Annotated in this window: 15 protein-coding genes and 1 other RNA gene; 10 read left to right on the forward strand and 6 right to left on the reverse strand. The window is 67.1% G+C overall.

Annotation, left to right across the window (positions count from 1 at the left end):
- Positions 1-122 precede the first annotated feature (122 nt).
- The 8 genes from LK533_RS12850 (at position 123) to lpdA (ending at position 10,636) form a co-directional block, all read left to right on the forward strand.
- Positions 123-908, forward strand: a complete 786-nt coding sequence (locus tag LK533_RS12850) for a succinate dehydrogenase iron-sulfur subunit (RefSeq protein ID WP_229363431.1) — start codon at positions 123-125, stop codon at positions 906-908.
- 130 nt (positions 909-1,038) lie between these two features.
- Positions 1,039-2,157: a cell division protein ZapE gene (gene zapE, locus LK533_RS12855; protein ID WP_229363433.1), complete on the forward strand. Its 1,119-nt coding sequence runs from the start codon at positions 1,039-1,041 to the stop codon at positions 2,155-2,157.
- A gap of 316 nt (positions 2,158-2,473) precedes the next feature.
- Positions 2,474-3,436 carry a malate dehydrogenase gene (gene mdh / locus LK533_RS12860; RefSeq protein ID WP_229363434.1) on the forward strand — a complete coding sequence of 321 codons (963 nt, stop codon included), beginning with the start codon at positions 2,474-2,476 and terminating at the stop codon, positions 3,434-3,436.
- A 73-nt stretch (positions 3,437-3,509) separates the two neighbouring features.
- Positions 3,510-3,806: a GIY-YIG nuclease family protein gene (locus LK533_RS12865; protein ID WP_229363435.1), complete on the forward strand. Its 297-nt coding sequence runs from the start codon at positions 3,510-3,512 to the stop codon at positions 3,804-3,806.
- A 55-nt stretch (positions 3,807-3,861) separates the two neighbouring features.
- Positions 3,862-4,746 carry a succinate--CoA ligase subunit alpha gene (gene sucD, locus LK533_RS12870; RefSeq protein WP_229363436.1) on the forward strand — a complete coding sequence of 295 codons (885 nt, stop codon included), beginning with the start codon at positions 3,862-3,864 and terminating at the stop codon, positions 4,744-4,746.
- 106 nt (positions 4,747-4,852) lie between these two features.
- The gene (locus LK533_RS12875; RefSeq protein ID WP_229363437.1) at positions 4,853-7,828 is read left to right on the forward strand and encodes a 2-oxoglutarate dehydrogenase E1 component; all 2,976 of its coding nucleotides are present in this window, start codon (positions 4,853-4,855) and stop codon (positions 7,826-7,828) included.
- A 49-nt stretch (positions 7,829-7,877) separates the two neighbouring features.
- Positions 7,878-9,113 carry a 2-oxoglutarate dehydrogenase complex dihydrolipoyllysine-residue succinyltransferase gene (odhB, locus tag LK533_RS12880; RefSeq protein ID WP_229363438.1) on the forward strand — a complete coding sequence of 412 codons (1,236 nt, stop codon included), beginning with the start codon at positions 7,878-7,880 and terminating at the stop codon, positions 9,111-9,113.
- 128 nt (positions 9,114-9,241) lie between these two features.
- Positions 9,242-10,636, forward strand: a complete 1,395-nt coding sequence (lpdA, locus tag LK533_RS12885; RefSeq protein WP_229363439.1) for a dihydrolipoyl dehydrogenase — start codon at positions 9,242-9,244, stop codon at positions 10,634-10,636.
- 167 nt (positions 10,637-10,803) lie between these two features.
- Here lpdA and prsR read toward each other — a convergent pair whose 3' ends face one another.
- From prsR to LK533_RS12900, 3 genes are read right to left on the reverse strand one after another with little or no spacing between them, the layout of a single operon-like run.
- A complete protein-coding gene (gene prsR, locus LK533_RS12890; protein WP_229363441.1) occupies positions 10,804-12,156 on the reverse strand; it encodes a PEP-CTERM-box response regulator transcription factor in 1,353 nt (450 codons plus the stop codon).
- Positions 12,153-14,198, reverse strand: a complete 2,046-nt coding sequence (gene prsK, locus LK533_RS12895; RefSeq protein WP_229363442.1) for an XrtA/PEP-CTERM system histidine kinase PrsK — start codon at positions 14,196-14,198, stop codon at positions 12,153-12,155. The genes prsR and prsK overlap by 4 nt, the downstream gene beginning before the upstream one ends.
- Positions 14,199-15,587, reverse strand: a complete 1,389-nt coding sequence (locus tag LK533_RS12900) for a TIGR03013 family XrtA/PEP-CTERM system glycosyltransferase (protein ID WP_229363444.1) — start codon at positions 15,585-15,587, stop codon at positions 14,199-14,201.
- A gap of 172 nt (positions 15,588-15,759) precedes the next feature.
- On the opposite strand from LK533_RS12900, the gene LK533_RS12905 reads away from it, so the two are divergent.
- Entirely contained in the window at positions 15,760-16,815 is a 1,056-nt protein-coding gene (locus tag LK533_RS12905) for a mannose-1-phosphate guanylyltransferase/mannose-6-phosphate isomerase (RefSeq protein WP_229363445.1), read from the forward strand.
- A gap of 58 nt (positions 16,816-16,873) precedes the next feature.
- On the opposite strand, the gene LK533_RS12910 is transcribed toward LK533_RS12905, so the two are convergent.
- Entirely contained in the window at positions 16,874-17,305 is a 432-nt protein-coding gene (locus LK533_RS12910; RefSeq protein ID WP_125962126.1) for an RrF2 family transcriptional regulator, read from the reverse strand.
- 48 nt (positions 17,306-17,353) lie between these two features.
- On the opposite strand from LK533_RS12910, the gene ssrA reads away from it, so the two are divergent.
- Positions 17,354-17,732: a transfer-messenger RNA gene (gene ssrA / locus LK533_RS12915) on the forward strand.
- An 8-nt stretch (positions 17,733-17,740) separates the two neighbouring features.
- Here the strand turns inward: ssrA and LK533_RS12920 are convergent.
- The gene (locus LK533_RS12920; protein WP_229363446.1) at positions 17,741-18,109 is read right to left on the reverse strand and encodes a DUF4440 domain-containing protein; all 369 of its coding nucleotides are present in this window, start codon (positions 18,107-18,109) and stop codon (positions 17,741-17,743) included.
- Between the two features lie 67 nt (positions 18,110-18,176).
- The gene (locus tag LK533_RS12925) at positions 18,177-19,202 is read right to left on the reverse strand and encodes a sensor histidine kinase (protein WP_229363447.1); all 1,026 of its coding nucleotides are present in this window, start codon (positions 19,200-19,202) and stop codon (positions 18,177-18,179) included.
- Positions 19,203-19,310: the final 108 nt, after the last annotated feature.

The raw sequence follows: 19,310 nt of genomic DNA on the forward strand, positions 1-19,310 counted from the left end.
CCCCGCCACAGAAAAGCGCGCTTGCCGTTTGCGGCGGCGGCAGGGGTCATGTATCGGAAACCCAAATCGCCCCGGGGCGCCCGCGTCGCCCCACTGCATCCAGAGCTGACGGAATCCGCGCAATGGCCGAATTTTCCCTGCCCAAGAACAGCAAGATCACCGGCAAGTCCCGCGAGCACAAGGCGGCTCCCGACGCCGGTCGTGTCAAGAAGTTCAAGGTCTATCGCTACGATCCGGAGACGGGCGAGAACCCGCGCTACGACCGGTTCGAGATCGACCTCGATTCGTGCGGCCCGATGGTGCTCGACGCGCTCATCAAGATGAAGAGTGAGCAGGACCCGTCGCTCACCTTCCGCCGTTCGTGCCGTGAGGGCATCTGCGGCTCGTGCGCGATGAACATCGACGGCCGCAACGGCCTCGCCTGCACCACCGCGATCGAGGACATCAAGGGCGAGGTGCAGATCACGCCGCTGCCGCACATGGACGTGATCAAGGACCTCGTTCCCGACTTCACCCACTTCTACGCGCAGTACAGCTCGATCAAGCCGTGGCTGCAGACGGTCACCCCCGCCCCCTCGGGCAAGGAGCGGCTGCAGTCGCCAGAGGACCGCGCGAAGCTCGACGGCCTCTACGAGTGCATCCTGTGCGCCTGCTGCTCGACCTCGTGCCCCAGCTACTGGTGGAACAGCGACAAGTTCCTGGGTCCGGCGATCCTGCTCCAGGCCTATCGCTGGCTCGCCGACAGCCGCGACGAGATGACGGGCGAGCGACTCGATGAGCTGGAAGATCCGTTCCGCCTCTATCGCTGCCACACGATCATGAACTGCGCGAACGTCTGCCCCAAGGGCCTGAACCCGGCCAAGGCGATCGCCGAGGTCAAGAAGCTGGAACTCGAGCGCACGCTCTGATCCTCTCGGGGCCGCCTGCGGGCGGCCCCTTTCCCTTTTGTCGGTCGCAGTCGCGACACCTAGCGCCCGCTTGGCGGCGCCCGACGCACCGTTGCCGACTGCGCGAACCGGCGGTGCGGGAGTGTCCCGCTTGTCCCAGGTTCTCGCCCGCTACGACTCGCTGATCGCCGCCGGCGAACTGCGCGCCGATCCCGATCAGCGCGCCGCCGCCGTCCGCCTGGATCGCCTCGCCACCGAACTCGAAGCCCCGCCCGCGCGGGGGCTGCTCGCGCGCCTCACCGGCCGCCACGCCCCGCCGCCCCGCGGCGTCTATCTCTGGGGCGGGGTCGGCCGCGGCAAGTCGATGCTGATGGATCTGCTGTTCCATTGCGTCGCAATTCCGGAAAAGCGCCGCGTCCACTTCCACGAATTCATGCTGGAGGTGCACGACCGCCTCAACGTCGAGCGCAAGCGCGAGGCCGGCAATCCCGTGCCCCCGGTCGCCGCCGCGATGGCGGAGGGCCTGCGCCTGCTCGCCTTCGACGAGATGGTGATCAACAACACCGCCGACGCGATGGTGCTCTCGCGCCTGTTCAGCGAGATGATGACGCACGGCCTGACCGTGGTCGCGACCTCCAACCGCCCGCCCGACGATCTCTACAAGAACGGCCTCCAGCGGCAGAGCTTCCTGCCCTTCATCGCGCTCCTGAAGGAGCGGCTCGACGTGATGCCGCTCAACGGCCCCGTCGACTATCGCCGCGACCGCCTGGGCGTGATGGACACCTGGCTGGTGCCGAACGGGCCGGAGGCGACCGCCAAGCTTTCCGCCGCCTTCTTCCGCCTCACCGACTATCCCGTCGAGGATCGCGAGCATGTGCCGAGCGAAGAGCTTGCCGTCCACGGCGGCCGCACCCTCCACGTGCCCAAGTCGCTGAAGGGCGTTGCCGTGTTCAGCTTCAAGCGGCTGTGCCGCGAGGCACGCGGCGCACCCGACTATCTCGCGATCGCGCGCCACTATCACACGGTCATCGTCGTCGGCATCCCGCGCCTGGGCCCGGAGAACCGCAACGAGGCGGCCCGCTTCGTCACCCTCATCGACGCGCTCTACGAGCACAAGGTGAAGCTGCTCGCCGCTGCCGATGCCGTGCCCGAGCACCTCTATGAGCAGGGCGATGGCGCCTTCGAGTTCGAGCGCACCGTTTCGCGCCTGAACGAGATGCGATCGGAAGACTATCTCGCGGCCGGCCACGGCGAGGGCGAGAGCGACTGACCCTCCGCCTTTCGCGGTCATGGGACGTTGGGCAGGATTCTTCCCCGCTGCCGGTGAACGTCTCACGCCGGCTTTTGTCCCCACGACGCGCTTGGCAGGGGGAGCCATACACCACGCCGGAGAGGCAACCGAACCCACCGCCGCGCGTTATTCACCAGCCAGTAAGCTTCGGTTTTCCGGGGCGGATGATGCTTATTGCGAATACTTCGCAGTCGCAAAGATAGTCGGTTTGGCGGGTTGTTCGCCTTCCGCAAACCGGGTAATGCGCTGGCCGACTGCGGTTCGGTCTGAACCGTCGCATCCACCGGGAGGATTCATGGCCCGCAAGAAGATCGCGCTTATCGGCGCTGGTAACATCGGCGGCACGCTCGCCCACCTCGCTGCCCTCAAGAACCTTGGTGACATCGTCCTGTTCGACGTCGTCGAAGGCGTTCCGCAGGGCAAGGCGCTCGACCTCAGCCAGTGCGGCCCGGTCGAAGGCTTCGACGCTCAGATCACCGGCTCCAACGACTATGCCGACATCGCGGGCGCGGACGTCATCATCGTCACCGCCGGTGTCGCTCGCAAGCCGGGCATGAGCCGCGACGACCTCCTGGGCATCAACCTGAAGGTCATGAAGGCCGTCGGCGAGGGCATTGCCGCCAACGCACCCGACGCATTCGTGATCTGCATCACCAACCCGCTCGACGCGATGGTGTGGGCGCTGCGCGAATTCTCCGGCCTTCCGCACAACAAGGTCGTCGGCATGGCCGGCGTGCTCGACTCGGCACGCTTCAGCCACTTCCTCGCCGAAGAGTTCAAGGTGTCGGTCAAGGACGTGAACAGCTTCGTGCTCGGCGGCCACGGCGATACCATGGTGCCCGTGCTCGAATATTCGACCGTCTCGGGCATCCCCGTGAGCGACCTCATCGAGATGGGCTTCTCGACCAAGGAGCGCATCGACGCGATCGTCCAGCGCACCCGTTCGGGCGGCGGCGAGATCGTCGGCCTGCTCAAGACCGGCTCCGCCTTCTACGCGCCCGCAACTTCCGCGATCGCGATGGCCGAGAGCTATCTCTACGACAAGAAGCGCGTCCTGCCGGCCGCAGCCCATCTGACGGGCCGGTACGGCATCGACAACCTCTACGTCGGCGTGCCGATCATCATCGGCAAGGACGGCGTCGAGAAGATCGTTGAGATCAAGCTCTCCGAGGAGGCTCAGGCCAACCTCACCGTGTCGGTCGACGCGGTCAAGGAACTGCTGGTCGCGTGCAAGGGCATCGACTCCAGCCTGAACTAAGGTCCATCCTGCCCTTCTCCCGGTCCTCGCCGTACCCCGGCGAAGGCCGGGGTCCAGTTGGGAGCGGTTGGAGATGGATCGTGCCGGCTACGTCTACATGGTGGCGAACCGGCGCAACGGCACGATCTACATCGGGTGCACCAGCGATCTCGCGAAGCGCATCTGGGAACATCGCACCGGCGCCGTCGCGGGTTTCACGCGGCAGCATGGGTGCAAGCGCTTGGTCTGGTATCAGGCGTGCGAGGACATCGACGCTGCGAGGCTTCGCGAGCGGCAGATGAAGGAATGGAAACGGGACTGGAAGTTGCGGGAGATCGAAGGGCTCAACCCGGACTGGGATGATCTTTTCGAGCACATCGCCCGCCCCTGACCTTTCCCAACTGGGCCCCGGCCTCCGCCGGGGTGCAAGTGGAGCGAGAGACTAGATGAGCATCCTCGTCAACAAGAACACCAAGGTCATCACCCAGGGGATGACCGGCGAGACCGGCAGCTTCCATACCAAGGCGGCGCTGGAATATGGCACCCAGATGGTCGGCGGCGTGACGCCGGGCAAGGGCGGCACCGAGCACCTCGGCCTGCCGGTCTACAACACCGTCGCCGAAGCCAAGTCGAAGACCGGCGCCGACGCCTCGGTCATCTACGTGCCGCCGCCCTTCGCGGCCGACTCGATCCTGGAGGCGATCGACGCGGAGATCCCGCTCATCGTCGCCATCACCGAGGGTATTCCCGTGCTCGACATGGTCCGCGTCAAGCGCGCGCTGTCGGGTTCCAAGTCGCGCCTGATCGGCCCGAACTGCCCGGGCGTGCTGACGCCGGGCGAGTGCAAGATCGGCATCATGCCGGGCTCGATCTTCAAGAAGGGCTCGGTCGGCGTCGTGTCGCGCTCGGGCACCCTCACCTATGAGGCGGTGTTCCAGACCTCGAACGCAGGCCTCGGCCAGACCACGGCCGTCGGCATCGGCGGCGATCCGGTCAACGGCACCAACTTCATCGACGTGCTCGAGCTGTTCCTGGCCGACGACGCGACTGAGTCGATCATCATGATCGGCGAGATCGGCGGCTCGGCCGAGGAAGAGGCGGCGCAGTTCCTCCTCGACGAGGCCAAGCGCGGCCGCAAGAAGCCGATGGCAGGCTTCATCGCCGGCCGCACGGCGCCTCCGGGGCGCCGCATGGGCCACGCCGGTGCGATCGTCTCGGGCGGCCAGGGCGGCGCCGAGGACAAGATCGCGGCGATGGAAGCAGCGGGCATCAAGGTCGCGGCGTCTCCCAGCGAGCTCGGCTCGACGCTGCTGGAAGTGCTGAAGGGTTAAAGACACCGCCGCGTGTTCCCATCTTGCGTGTTCGCCAAGAACACGCCGGAGCGCGCGGCACGTCCCTCGACGGTTTCTCGGGACGAACGGACGGACAGGACGCACCATGGGCTACGAAGGCCAGGATTTCTCCGATATCGCAGCCGGCGTCAGCCCGGCGTTCGTGGAGACGCTCTACACCCGCTACAAGGCGGATCCCGCCAGCGTCGACGCTGGCTGGCGCCAGTGGTTCGACGGGCTCGAGGGTGCAGTCTCCGGCCCCAGCTGGCAGAGCAAGCGCTGGCCGCTCACCGAAACCGATGCGCTGACCGCAGCCCTCGATCCCACCCAGATGGAGCCCGCGCCCAAGCCCGCAAAGGGCGGCGGCAAGCCCGCGCCGGCACCGGCCGCGGCCCCTGCGCAGGCCTCCACCGCCGACATCGCCAAGGCAGCCGGCGACGCGATCCGCGCCCAGCTGCTGATCCGCACTTATCGCGTGCGCGGTCACCTGGCGGCGAACCTCGATCCGCTCGGCCTGTCGCCGCATCGCGAGCTGCCGGCGGACCTCACCACCGAATATTACGGCTTTGCCGACAGCGAGATCGACCGTCCGGTCTATCTCGGCGGGGCGCTGGGCCTTGAGACCGCGACCATCCGCGAGCTGGTGACGATCCTTCGCGCCAACTACTGCGGCAACGTCGGTCTCGAATACATGCACATCGCCGACGTGGAGGAGCGCCGCTTCCTCCAGGACCGCATGGAGGGCAAGGACAAGGCCATCCAGTTCACGGTCGACGGCAAGAAGGCGATCCTCTCCAAGGTCATCGAGGCCGAGCAGTGGGAGAAGTTCCTGGGCCGCAAGTACGTCGGCACCAAGCGCTTCGGCCTGGACGGCGGCGAGTCGATGATCCCGGCGCTGGAGTCGGTGATCAAGTACGGCGGCCAGATGGGCGTCCGCGAGATCGTTTACGGCATGGCCCACCGCGGCCGCCTGAACGTCCTCGCCAACGTGATGGCAAAGCCGTTCCGCGTGATCTTCCACGAATTCTCGGGCGGCTCGGCCAACCCGGAGGACGTCGGCGGCTCGGGCGACGTGAAGTACCACCTCGGCACCTCCACCGACCGCAGCTTCGACGACATCACCGTCCACATGTCGCTGGTCGCCAACCCCTCGCACCTTGAGGCGGTGAACCCGGTCGTGCTCGGCAAGTCGCGCGCGATCCAGACGGTCCGCAAGGACCTGGAAAAGCATGAGCAGGTGCTGCCGGTGCTGATCCACGGCGACGCGGCCTTTGCCGGCCAGGGCATCGTCTGGGAGTGCCTCGGCTTCTCCGGCATCCGCGGCTACAACACCGGCGGCTGCGTCCACTTCGTCATCAACAACCAGGTCGGTTTCACGACGAGCCCGCAGTTCGCGCGTTCCTCGCCCTATCCGTCGGACGTCGCCAAGGGCGTCCAGGCGCCGATTCTGCACGTCAACGGCGACGATCCCGAAGCCGTGACCTTCGCGTGCAAGGTCGCGATCGAGTTCCGCCAGACCTTCAAGCGCGACGTCGTGATCGACATGTGGTGCTATCGCCGCTTCGGCCACAACGAGGGTGACGAGCCCTCGTTCACCCAGCCGCTGATGTACGCCAAGATCAAGAACCACCCGCCGGTCTCGGAAGTCTATGCCAAGCGCCTGCTGGCCGAGGGCGTGGTCGACCAGGCGTTCGTCGACGGCAAGACGCACGAGTTCACCACGCTGCTGGAAGGCGAGTTCGAAAGCGCCAAGAGCTACAAGGCGAACCGTGCGGACTGGTTCGCGGGCCGCTGGTCGGGCCTGCACATGCCGGCCGACCCGGAAACCGCGCGTCGCACCGCCGACACCGGCATCGAGGGCAAGCTGTTCGACTCGCTCGGCCGCACGCTGACTGAAGTTCCGGCCGACCTGGAGATCCACAAGACGCTCGGCCGCGTGATCGAGGCCAAGCGCCAGATGTTCAAGGCTGGCGAGGGCTTCGACTGGGCGACGGCAGAGGCGCTGGCGTTCGGCTCGCTGCTGTCGGAGGGCTTCGGCGTCCGCTTGTCGGGCCAGGACTCCGGTCGTGGTACCTTCTCGCAGCGCCATGCCGTCTGGGTCGACCAGAAGGACGAGCACAAGTACGTGCCGCTCCAGCAGGTCGAGCACGGCCGGTTCGAGGTGCTCGACTCGCCGCTGTCCGAGTACGGCGTGCTCGGCTTCGAATATGGCTATGCGCTGACCGATCCGAAGGTGCTGGTGCTGTGGGAAGCGCAGTTCGGCGACTTCGTGAACGGCGCGCAGATCATGATCGACCAGTTCATCGCGAGCGGAGAGTCCAAGTGGCTGCGCGCCAACGGCCTCGTGATGCTGCTGCCGCACGGCTATGAAGGACAGGGTCCGGAGCACAGCTCCGCACGCCCCGAGCGCTTCCTGCAGCTGTGCGCGCAGGACAACATGCAGGTCGCCAACGTCACCTCGCCGGCGAACTACTTCCACCTGCTGCGTCGCCAGATGCACCGCGCCTTCCGCAAGCCGCTGGTGCTGATGACGCCGAAGTCGCTGCTGCGTCACAAGATGGCCGTGTCGAAGGCGGACGAGTTCCTGGGCAGCAGCCAGTTCCACCGCCTGCTGTCGGATCCCTCGGCTCCGGCCGACACCGACGTCACCCGCCTGGTGCTGTGCACCGGCAAGGTCGCCTACGACCTGATCGAGGCACGCGACGCGGCCGGCGACAAGAACACCGCGATCGTGCGCGTCGAGCAGCTCTATCCCTTCCCGGGCGAGCCGCTGGTCGAGCGCCTGAAGCGGATGCCGAACCTCCAGGACGTGGTCTGGGCGCAGGAAGAGCCGAAGAACAACGGCTACTGGTTCTTTGTCGAGCCGCTGATCGAGGAAGCACTCGGCAAGGCCGGCACTCGCGTGCCGCGTGCCCGCTATGCGGGCCGCTCGGCCGCAGCCTCGCCTGCGACCGGCCTGATGAAGCGTCACACTGCAGAGCAGGGTGCATTGGTGGCAGACGCGCTCGGCCACAATGTGCGCGAGGAAATCCGCCGCACGCGCAAGTCCGACGAACCCGTCGTCGGCAAGCCGACGTCCTGATCCGAACCCAATGTCTGCGTCCCCTGGCGGGGAACCAAGAGGAAGACCCATGGCAACCGAAGTCCTTGTTCCCGTACTGGGCGAATCGATCACCGAAGCCACGCTGGGCGAATGGCTGAAGCAGCCGGGCGACCCGGTGCAGGCCGACGAGCCCATCGCCAGCCTTGAAACCGACAAGGTGTCGGTCGAAGTCCCCTCGCCCGTCGCGGGCGTGATGGGCGCCCATGCCGTCCAGCCGGGCGACACCGTCTCGGTCGGCGCGCTGATCGCCACCATCGACGCGGGCGACGGCGCCCCGGCCAAGACCGCAGCTCCGGAGGCTGGCAGCACCGCCGCCCCTGCGGCCGCTCCGGCCGCAGCGCCGGAGGCCGGCAGCAGCGTCGACGCCGCCGCGCTCTCCCCGTCGGTGCGCCGCGCGATCCTGGAGCATGGCGTTGATCCCGCGAGCGTAAAGGGCAGCGGCAAGGACGGTCGCCTGACCAAGGAAGACATCGTCGCTGCCGCTTCGAACAAGCCGGCCGCCGCCCCCGCGGCTGCTCCGGCCGCAGCTCCTGCGGCAGCAGCCCCGGTCTCGGCCGGCGGTGACCGTCGCGAGGAGCGCGTCAAGATGACGCGCCTGCGCCAGACGATCGCCCGCCGCCTGAAGGAGGCGCAGGACACCGCCGCGCTCCTCACCACCTTCAACGACGTCGACATGACCGCCGTCATGGAAGCGCGCGCCAAGTACAAGGACCTGTTCGAAAAGAAGCACGGCGTTCGCCTGGGCTTCATGGGCTTCTTCGTGAAGGCCGCTTGCATGGCCCTCAAGGACATCCCCTCGGTCAACGCCTATATCGAGGGCGACGAGATCGTCTATCACGACTATGCCGACATCTCGGTCGCGGTTTCCGCGCCGCAGGGCCTGGTCGTGCCGGTGATCCGCTCGGCCGACCAGATGTCGGTGGCGCAGGTCGAGAAGACGATCGGCGACTTCGGCAAGCGCGCCAAGGAAGGCGCGCTCAAGATGGACGAGATGAAGGGCGGAACCTTCACCATCTCCAACGGCGGCGTGTTCGGCTCGCTGATGTCGACCCCGATCATCAACCCGCCGCAGTCGGCAGTGCTGGGCCTCCACCGCATCGAGGAGCGCCCCGTGGTCCGCAACGGCCAGGTCGTCGTCCGCCCGATGATGTACCTCGCCCTCAGCTACGACCACCGCATCATCGACGGTCGTGAGGCAGTGACCTTCCTCGCCGCGCTCAAGAACGCGATCGAGGACCCGACCCGCCTGCTGATCGACCTGTAAGCTCCCGCAACCGTACCCCGGCGAAGGCCGGGGTCCAGTTGCGCCGCTGTTTGTAACGACACGAGACGCGCCCCAGATACGTCTCGAAACTGGGCCCCGGCCTGCGCCGGGGTACAAGGAAGAGAACAATGGCTGAATACGACTTCGACGTTCTCGTGATCGGTGCCGGCCCCGGCGGCTATGTCGCCGCGATCCGCGCCGCACAGCTCGGCCTCAAGACCGCCTGCGCCGAGGCGCGCGAGACGCTGGGCGGCACCTGCCTCAACGTCGGCTGCATCCCGTCCAAGGCGCTGCTGAACGCGTCCGAGAAGTTCGACGAAGCGATGTCGGGCGTGCTCGCCAAGCATGGCGTCAAGTTCTCGGGCGTCGAGCTCGACCTGTCGGCGATGATGGCCGACAAGGACAAGGCCGTGACCGGCCTGACCGGCGGCATCGAGTATCTGTTCAAGAAGAACAAGGTCGAGTGGGTGAAGGGTCTCGCCACCTTCCAGGACGCGCACACCGTCCAGGTCGGCGACCGCACCGTCACTGCCAAGAACATCGTCATCGCCACCGGCTCGTCGGTGACCCCGCTGCCGGGCGTGACCATCGACCAGACGGTCGTGGTCGACTCGACCGGCGCGCTGACGCTGGAGAAGGTGCCCGAGCACCTCGTCGTCATCGGCGGCGGCGTGATCGGCCTGGAGCTGGGTTCGGTGTGGAAGCGCCTGGGCGCCAAGGTGACCGTGGTCGAATATCTCGACCAGCTGCTGCCGGGCATGGACGGCGAAGTCCGCAAGGAGGCCGCCAAGATCTTCAAGAAGCAGGGCATGGAGCTCAAGCTGTCGACCAAGGTCACCGGCGTCGCCGTTGACGGCGGCCGCGCGACCGTGACGGTCGAGCCGGCAGCAGGCGGTGCTGCCGAAACCCTCGAAGCGGACGCCGTGCTCGTCGCGATCGGTCGCCGCCCGAACACCGAGGGCCTCGGCCTCGACAAGATCGGCCTCCAACTGAACCAGCGCGGCCAGATCGAGACCGACCATGACTTCCGCACCGCCGTGGACGGCGTGTGGGCGATCGGTGACGTGATCCCGGGCCCGATGCTCGCGCACAAGGCCGAGGACGAGGGCGTCGCGGTGGCCGAGAACATCGCTGGCCAGACCGGCATCGTGAACCACGACGTCATCCCCGGCGTCGTCTACACCCACCCGGAAATCGCCGGCGTCGGCCTGACCGAAGAGCAGGCCAAGGAGCGCGGCGAGATCAAGGTCGGCAAGTTCCCGATGATGGCGAACAGCCGCGCCAAGGCGATCGACGACACCGCGGGCTTCGTGAAGGTGATCGCGGATGCCAAAAGCGACCGCGTGCTCGGCGTCTGGATCATCACCTCGGTCGCCGGCACCATGATCGCCCAGGCCGCGCAGGCGATGGAGTTCGGCGCCACCAGCGAGGACATCGCCTACACCTGCCACGCGCACCCGACCCACTCAGAAGCGATCAAGGAAGCGGCCATGGCCGTGCAGGGCAAGCCGATCCACATGTGATCGTGGAGCCTCTGATCTAGCGAAACGGCGTCGGTGGTACCCCACCGGCGCCGTTTCTGTATCAGCACCCCCGCGTTTACGGGTGCAGGTGCCCGCCCCTCATTTTCCCTGCTCCTGCGGAAATCTGATGATCTGCGAGGCTGCGCAGGCGTTAGGCAGTGCCGCCATCATGGCTGCAAGTCATACGCCTTCATCAGATCATAGAGCGTCGGCCGACTGATCCCCAGCAGTCGCGCCGTGCCGGAGATGTTGCCTTGCGCCCGTGCCAGCGCGTGGCGGATGGCCCGGCGGTCGGCCTCCTCGCGGATCGCCTTCAGGTTGATCGGTTCCGCCTCGCGGTCGTCCAGGTCGAGGTCGGCGGCGGTGACCTGCTTGCCGTCGGCCATGATGACGGCGCGCTTCACCCGGTTTTCCAGCTCGCGGACGTTGCCGGGCCAGCCCCAGGCGTCGATCGCCGCCAGCGCATCGGCCGCAAAGCCCTTCACCCCTGCGTTCATCTGGCGGGCGTAGCGACGCAGGAAATGGCGCGCGAGCAGCGCGGCATCGCCCGGCCGTTCGGCCAGCGAGGGGATGCGCACCACGATCTCGGCCAGGCGATAGTAGAGATCTTCGCGGAACCGCCCGTCCGCGACCATCGCGTCGAGATCCTGGTGCGTCGCGCACACGATGCGGGTGTCGACCGGGATGGCTTTGCGCCCACCGATGCGTTCGATCACCCGTTCCTGCAGGAAGCGCAGCAGCTTGACCTGCAAGGGCAGCGGCACGTCGCCGATCTCGTCCAGGAACAGGGTACCGCCATGCGCGCTCTCGATCTTGCCCGCGGTGGTCTTGATCGCGCCGGTGAACGCGCCCTTTTCGTGCCCGAACAGCTCGCTTTCGAGCAACGTCTCGGGGATCGCGGCGCAGTTGATCGCGACGAACGCGCCCTTGGCGCGTGGGCTTGAGTCATGCAGCCCGCGGGCCAGCAGTTCCTTGCCGGTGCCCGATGCGCCGAGCAGCAGCACCGACACGTCGGCCGGCGCTACCCGCTCGATGGTGCGGGTGACCTTCAGCATTTCGGGCGCCGCGGTCAGCATGCCGCCCAGTGCCGTTTCCCCCTCGATCCGCGCGGCGAGCCGGCGGTTCTCCGCCTCCAGCGCATGGACGTGAAAGGCGCGGGCGACGATCAGCCCCAGCGTGTCGATGTCGATCGGCTTGGAGTAGAAATCGAACGCCCCCATTGCGATCGCCTTCAAAGCGCTTTCCCGAGCCCCGTGGCCGGACGCGACGATGATCTTGGTGTCGGGCTTGAGCGCCAGCATCGCCTCCAGCGTGGCGAAGCCCTCGCTGGTGCCGTCCGGATCGGGTGGCAGTCCCAGGTCGAGCGTCACCACCGCCGGCTCCTCCGCGCGCAGGGCAGCCAGCGCCGCCTCCCGGTCGCCGACGGCGGTGATCGCATAGCCCTCATACGCCCAGCGCAGCTGGCGCTGGAGGCCCAGATCGTCTTCCACGATCAGCAGCCGTCGCGTCTCGGCACTCATGCCGCCTCCTCCATGCTCGCTTGGCGTACGCGCGGCAGCAACACGCGAAACGTCGATCCCTGCCCTTCGCGACTCATGACCTCGATCCGCCCGCCCATCGCCTGCGCGAGCTGGTTCGCCTCATACGCCCCGATACCGAAGCCGTTGGGCTTGGACGAGACGAACGGCTTGAACAGCCGATCGCGCACAAACGCCGGCGACATGCCGCGGCCCTGGTCGATCACCTCGACCAGCGCCATTTCCTCGACATGGCCGACGCGCAGCAACACCGGGGCGTCCGGCGCGCTCGCATCGATCGCATTCTGCACCAGATGCCCGAGCAGCTGCTCCAGCCGCGCGGCATCGGCGACGGCGCGCACTGGTTCCGGCACCTCGGCGAGAACGGGGTGCTGCGCGCGCCGTGCTTCCGCCATGGTGCGGACCACCGCCGCCAGGTCGACCGGCCGCGGGGCTCCCGCCGGCGTCGGCTGGCGCTGGGCAAGCCGGCCGAGCAGATCGTTCATGCGCGCAGCCGATTCCTGCAGCGTCGCCACCATGTCGGCGCGAAACTCGGGGTTATCCGCATGCCGCTCGGCATTGCGCGCAACCAGGCTCAGCTGGCTCACCAGATTCTTCAGGTCGTGGAGGATGAACGCGAAGCGCCGGTTGAACTCGTCGAAGCGCTGCGCCTCCAGCAAGGCTTCGGTCGCGCGCGCCTCGGCCAGATAGCTTGCCACCTGGCGCCCGGCGATCTTGAGCAGATCAAAGTCCTCCCAGTCGAGCGCGCGGCCGAGCGGCGGCCGCGCCAGCAGGATCACGCCCACGAGCTGCCCCAGATGCGGCAGCGGGACCAGCACCCACGCATCCGGCAGGTCCAGCATCCACGCCGGGATCGCTTGCGCGTCCATCGCCTCGGCGGTGCCGGCGCGAACGGCGTCGAGTTCGAGCACGCGCCCGGTGTCGGACAGATGGCGGGCAAGTGCGCCGGCAGGTTCCGGAGCGGAACCGTCCGCGGGCCAGTTCCAGCCGGCCGCCCGCTCCAGCCCCTCATCGCCCGCGATCAACAACATGCCAGCGGGCGACTCGGTCAGGTCGGCGATCGCCTTGGCCACGCGCTCTGCAAGCGGTGCGCCGCCCTGCGGCCTGCCCAGCGTCTCGGTGAAGCGCGCCCATTCGACACGATAGTCATAGCGGTGCTGAAACAGATGCTTGGTCAGCATCACCCGCATCCAGGCACGCAACCAGGTCGAGGACATGAGGGTCAGGATCGCAGCACTTGCCCCGAACACGAACGCGGTCTGCAGCAGGCGGGCATGTACGCCGCCGATGGCCGCCAGCACGCTGTTGCCGACCACCATCATCAGCACATAGCCGAGCAGCCCGAGGGCGGAGAGCGAGTGCAGGGTCGCCTTGCGCGACACCCGCAGCTCCCGCCCACCGCTGCGGTGGAACGCAAGCGCGATCACCCCGGCGAGAAGCGCCAGCGCGAAGCCGCGCATCGCTTGGAATTCCTGCGGTGCCTGGCCCGACAGATAGCGTACTGCGCTCAGATTGACGTCGATCAGCCAGAGCGCGCCGATCGCCGTCATCGGCAGGCGGAGCCCCGAACGGCCGAGCCCCGTGCTCAGGCCATAGAGCAGCACCAGCCCGCCGGCGGCCGCCAACGCCCGCATCAGCAGCGCGGTCCGCATCAGCCCGACGCCAGCCGCCTCGGATTGCGATCCCGTGGCGAGCAGTTGCAGGATGATCTGCAGCACCACGACCAGCGCCACCATGCCATAGGCGACCGGCAGCGTCAGGAAGCGAGCGCCGCCCCAGCGGTGGATCACCAGCATCACCGACAACCACGCAAGATTGCGCGCGCCCTCCATCACCAGCGTTACCGGATCCTCGGTGCCGATGCCGGCGACGGCGAGCGCCCACAGCCCGGTCAGCACCAGGGCGGCGGCGAAGTTCACCCGGATCGCCCGGGGCAGTTCCGAAGCGCGGGCCGCCAGCAAGGCCAGCATCCCGAACAGCAGCGCCGCAAGCGCATGGCTCCACAGGATGAGGTTGGGCAGCACTCAGCGCGCCCCTTCGGGCCAGATCACCACGCGCACCGTCTGCAACAGGATCAGCAGGTCCAGAAAGGGCGAGTAGTTCTTCGCGTAGTAGAGGTCGTATTCCAGCTTCTGGCGCGCATCCTCGATCGAGGCGCCATAGGGATAGTTGATCTGCGCCCAGCCGGTAATGCCCGGCTTCACCATGTGGCGCTCGGCATAATAGGGCAGCTGCTGCTCCAGATCGTCGACGAACTGGGGCCGTTCCGGACGCGGGCCGACGAAGCTCATGTCGCCCTTCAGCACGCTCCAGCACTGGGGGAGTTCGTCGATGCGCAGCTTGCGCAGGACGCGGCCGACGCGGGTGATGCGCGGATCGTCCTTTTCGGCCCAGACCGCATTGCCGCCGGTCTCCGCATCGACCCGCATCGAGCGCAGCTTCAGGATGTTGAAGGCGATGCCATACAGGCCGATCCGGCGCTGACGATAGAAGACGGAGCCGCGGCTATCGAGCTTGATGGCAAGCGCCGCCACGATGAGCACGGGAAACACGAGCACCAGCAGCAACAGGCTGACCGTCACGTCGAACAGCCGCTTGAACATGCTGGAGAACATGCGCCCGGACGAGAAACCGTCGGAAAAGATCAGCCAGGACGGGTTCACGCTGTCGAGATCGACGCGACCGGTCTCCCGCTCCAGAAAGGTCGACAGCTCGTTCACATGGACGCCGGTGGTCTTGATCCGCAGCAGGTCCTTCAGCGGCAGCGAATTGCGCCGCTCCTCCAGCGCCAGCACCACTTCGCCCGCGTTGAGCAGCACGACGTGATCGGCCAGGTTGTTGATCGCTTCCCGCCCGATCGCCTCAGCCATGGCGGGCTTCGCCTCGCCCATGCCGACATAGCCGACGACCACGAACGCAGCGCCGGGCGACGCGGCCAGGGCCTTCAGCCGCGCCGCGCGAGGACCGGCCCCCAGCACCACCACCCGGCGCTTGAACGCATGGCCCCCGAGGGTCCGTCCGAGAAGGATGCGCAGCAACATCAACAACAGCGCCGCAAAACCCAGCCCATAGAGCAGGTTGGATCGCCAGAAGGTGATCGCCGGCATCACAAAGAACAGCACCGCCAGCACGATCGCGCCGAGACCGATGGCGACCAGCAGCCGCGCCGCCGCAAAGCGCAGCGATTGCAGTGCCTCGGCGCCATAGACGCCAACCGCGATCATCGCGAGCTCGAGCGCGCCTGCGAAACTCAACAGCCTGGGGATCCGGGTCTGGATCGGCTCCACCGCCATGCCGATCTGCCCCGCACGCACGATCCAGCCGAGCTCCGCCGCCCCCATCAGCAGCGCGAAATCCAGCAGGCCGAGCAACAGCACGGCATAGGGAATATAGTGTTTGAACAGCCTGATCATGACGCCCGGTTTCCTGGCCGAAGACTTCCTCGGCCGGCACCCCTTCCCTGTTGCACCAAGACGCAAAGAAACGCTGAACAGACGGGCCAACCAGGCGTTGTGCAGCGCGTCATCCTGACGTCTAATAAGGCGCTTACCATAGCGACCGCCTTTTCTCACTGGAGAACGCCACATGCCTTCACAGACCGCGATCGTCCCCGTCATCCTGTCGGGAGGATCCGGGACACGGCTGTGGCCGATATCCACGAGCGACCGGCCCAAGCAGTTGCTGAGCCTGACGGCGGAAGAAACCATGCTCCAGCTGACCGCACGCCGTGCGTCGGGCCCGCGATTCGGCGCACCGATCGTTGTCGCCAATGTCGCTCATGCCCAGGAGATCGAGGAGCAGCTCGGCGAGGTCGGCGCCGCCGCACAGGCGCTGGTGCTGGAGCCGGCTGGCCGCAACACCGCACCCGCAATCGCGCTTGCCGCCGCGGCAGCTGGGAGCGGCGCCACGCCGCTGCTGGTGATGCCGTCGGACCACGTCATCGCCGACGTACCGGCCTTTCACGCGGCGATCGAGGCGGCGCTGCCGCTGGTTTCCGAAGGGTGGCTGGTCACCTTTGGTATTGCGCCCGATGCTGCGGAAACGGGCTATGGCTGGATCAAGGTCGGCGAGGAGATCGCGCCCGGCGCGCATCGCGTCGAAAGCTTCGTTGAAAAGCCTGCGCTGGAGCGGGCAGAGGCGATGCTGGCGGACGGCAACCATGCGTGGAACGGGGGCATCTTCCTGTTCCGCGCCGACATGTATCTGGAAGCGCTCGGCACCTATGCGCCCGATATGCGGGAAGCAGCCGAAACCGCGATGCGCCGCGCCCGGCATGAGGGCAAGCGAGTCTATCCCGATGCAGAGGCGTTTTCCGCCTCGCCTGCCCAGTCGATCGACTATGCGGTGATGGAAAAGGCGGAGCGCGTGGCAGTGGTGCCGGTCGCCATGGGCTGGAGCGACGTCGGCAGCTGGGACGCGCTGCACGCGATCAGCCGGCGCGACGAGAACAACAATGTCTGTGGCGGCGAGGTTTTGACGCTCGACACCAGCGGCTGCCTGGTCCGCACAGACCGCGCCCGCATCGCCATGGTCGGCGTGAAGGACCTGATCGTGGTCGCTAACGGCGAGGACATTCTGATCCTGCCGCGCGGCCGCTCGCAGGAAGTGAAGCGGCTGCTGGAAGCGATGAAGGAGATCTGAGCGTCCGCCGGGCTCTCGCAGGCCGTGAGCCGGGCTCCCGCCCGGGCCGGCGCGGGGCTCAGGCGGCTGCCAGTTCCTCGGCCGTGGCGTCGGCCAGGCTGGTGCCGTCGAGAATGCGCGCAGTCTCGTCGCGCACGCGCGCCATCGCGATGCGGATGGCGCAGGCCGCCTCGTCCTTGCAGTCGTTGCACGGCCGATAGGCAGTACGGCTGACGCAGGGCACCAGAGCGAGCGGCCCTTCGATCACGCGGATGATCTCGCCCAGCGAAATCAGGTGGCTGGGACGGGCGAGCCGATAGCCGCCGGCCTTGCCACGCGTGGACAAAAGGAAACCGGCCTCGCGCAGGTCCGCCAGGATCAGCTCAAGGAACTTGCGCGGCACATTGGCCCCGGTCGCGATCCGGTGCATCGGGGTGGGTGCGACGCTCGGCGGTTGGGCGGCCAGGAACAACATTGCGCGCAGCGCATAACGGGAACGCTGGGTCAACATCTTACAGAAGCCCATGCCAGCGCATTGTGGCCGTGAAAAGACCATCGCAGGCTTTAATTAACCGAACCGAGCCGCTATATGCGCTTTGTCGGCTTCGGCCGGATATGGCGATAAACTGCGGCGTAGACTAGGCGCAGCGGACCCGGGGGCAGTACCCGGCGGCTCCACCAGAACCAGCCTTCCAGGCCGGTCCTGACGGGGCCGAACCAGGATCGACGTGTGTTGAAAGGCGCTGTTTTCGCTCGGAATGGGACCACCGCAACGGCCCATTACACAAGTGCCAACGATAACGAAGCACTCGCTATTGCGGCCTAACCCCACGGCTTAACGGCCTAAGGTTAGACTAAAATGCGCGGTTGGACCGCACCGGGCAACAGAAGCGGATTCCAGCGGTACGGGGAGCACCGGGCAACAGAAGCTCCCCACTCACCACCTTCAGCCTTCCCTGGCCTCCGCGACCGGCGGCGGCGTCTGCTGATGTTGGACCACGCGCCACTCCTCGTGCGCCAGGCGGCGATAGGTCGAGGTGCAGTGCGCGACATAACGCTCCTCGCCCCGCACAGCCTCTGCCGTATAGCCGATCACGATCAGGCCTTCCTGCGGCCGCATGACCTGCTGGTTGGAGAAGGCGACGGATTCCCACCGCGGCGTATCCGAAACCGCGTCCGCAGCCTGTGCGCCGGTGACCACGAACGGCTTGGCGGGTAACACCATCACGCTCTCGTCGTCGATGGAGGCGCGATAATGCTCCGCATCTCCCGTCCACAGGCTTTCCTCAAATTGCCAGACCCGTTCGTCGTCCACGGCGCGCCTCCTTCGATAAGGGTGTTCGCGGTCAGCGCATGGGCGGGTGCGCAGTTCCCTTGGCAGTTCAGGCCGGCAGCAACAGGCGTGCGGTGGTCACCTTCTCCCGGACGAGGTCGAACCGTCCGTTGAGCTGGCTCGCTAGCATGGTCGCGATCCTGAGGCCCAGGCTGTCCGATGCCTCGATGTTGAACCCTTCCGGCAGGCCGTGGCCATCGTCGCGGACCTCGACCTTCACCATGTCCCGGCCATCCCGCGCCAGATGCACCTCGATATGGCCCGTCGCGCGGTCGCGGAAACCATGTTCGATGGCGTTGGCCATCGCCTCCGCCACGATCAGCGCCAGGGGCACGGCGGCATCCGGCGACAGGGGCGCGTCCGCTGCGACATCGATCGTGCAGCGGATGCCGGTACGCCCGCTTGCCTCGATCACATCGGCGCACAGCGGTTCCAGGAACTCGCGCATCGTCCGGGTGGCACCGCCCGCATCGTAGAGCTGGCGGCTGATCCGGCCGATCAGCGCGAGCCGGCGTGCCGCCTCGTCCAGCGCGGCGCGCGCGGCGCTGTCGGACACCTGCCGCTTCTGGATCGACAACAGGCCGGCTGCGACCTGCAGATTGTTCGAAACCCGATGTTGCAGTTCGTTGAAGAGCAGCTCGCGCGTATCGGCAAGCGCGCGGCTGAGCTCGCGTTCGCGCGCCAGATTTCGGTTCGCGCGCTGCATCCAGTGGACCAGCGCCATGTCGGTCACGACCACGAAGACATAGAACAGCAGCGCAAGCGTGGAGCCGGGCGTCAGCGCCCAGGTGTCGTACGGCGGGATAAAGAACCGCCACGCCAGCAGTCCGCACAGCACCGCTGCCAGGGTCCCGAACCGCACCCCGAACAGGAACGAGATGAGGATCACGACGGGGAAGAAGCTGACAAAGGGAAAGCCGGACGGCAGCACCGGATCGGCAACCCACCGCACCACAAAGCCGATCACCACGCTCACCAGCGTCACCGACACGCCGATCCATGGCCGATCCGCCGCAATGGGCAGCCGCTCCAGCAGGCGAGTCGTCGGGCTTTGCGGCGCCCGCTGTGTCGACATTGTTCCCATTCCCCCTTTGTACCACTCCTGCCCGAGCCGGAGCCTGCGGGCAATCTCCCGCCCGCGCAGGCCGCCGCGGCCCCTTTCATGAAAAAGGGGCCTGCGTCG

The organism is Sphingomonas sp. PL-96 (assembly GCF_020707215.1).
Classification (GTDB): Bacteria; Pseudomonadota; Alphaproteobacteria; order Sphingomonadales; family Sphingomonadaceae; genus Sphingomonas.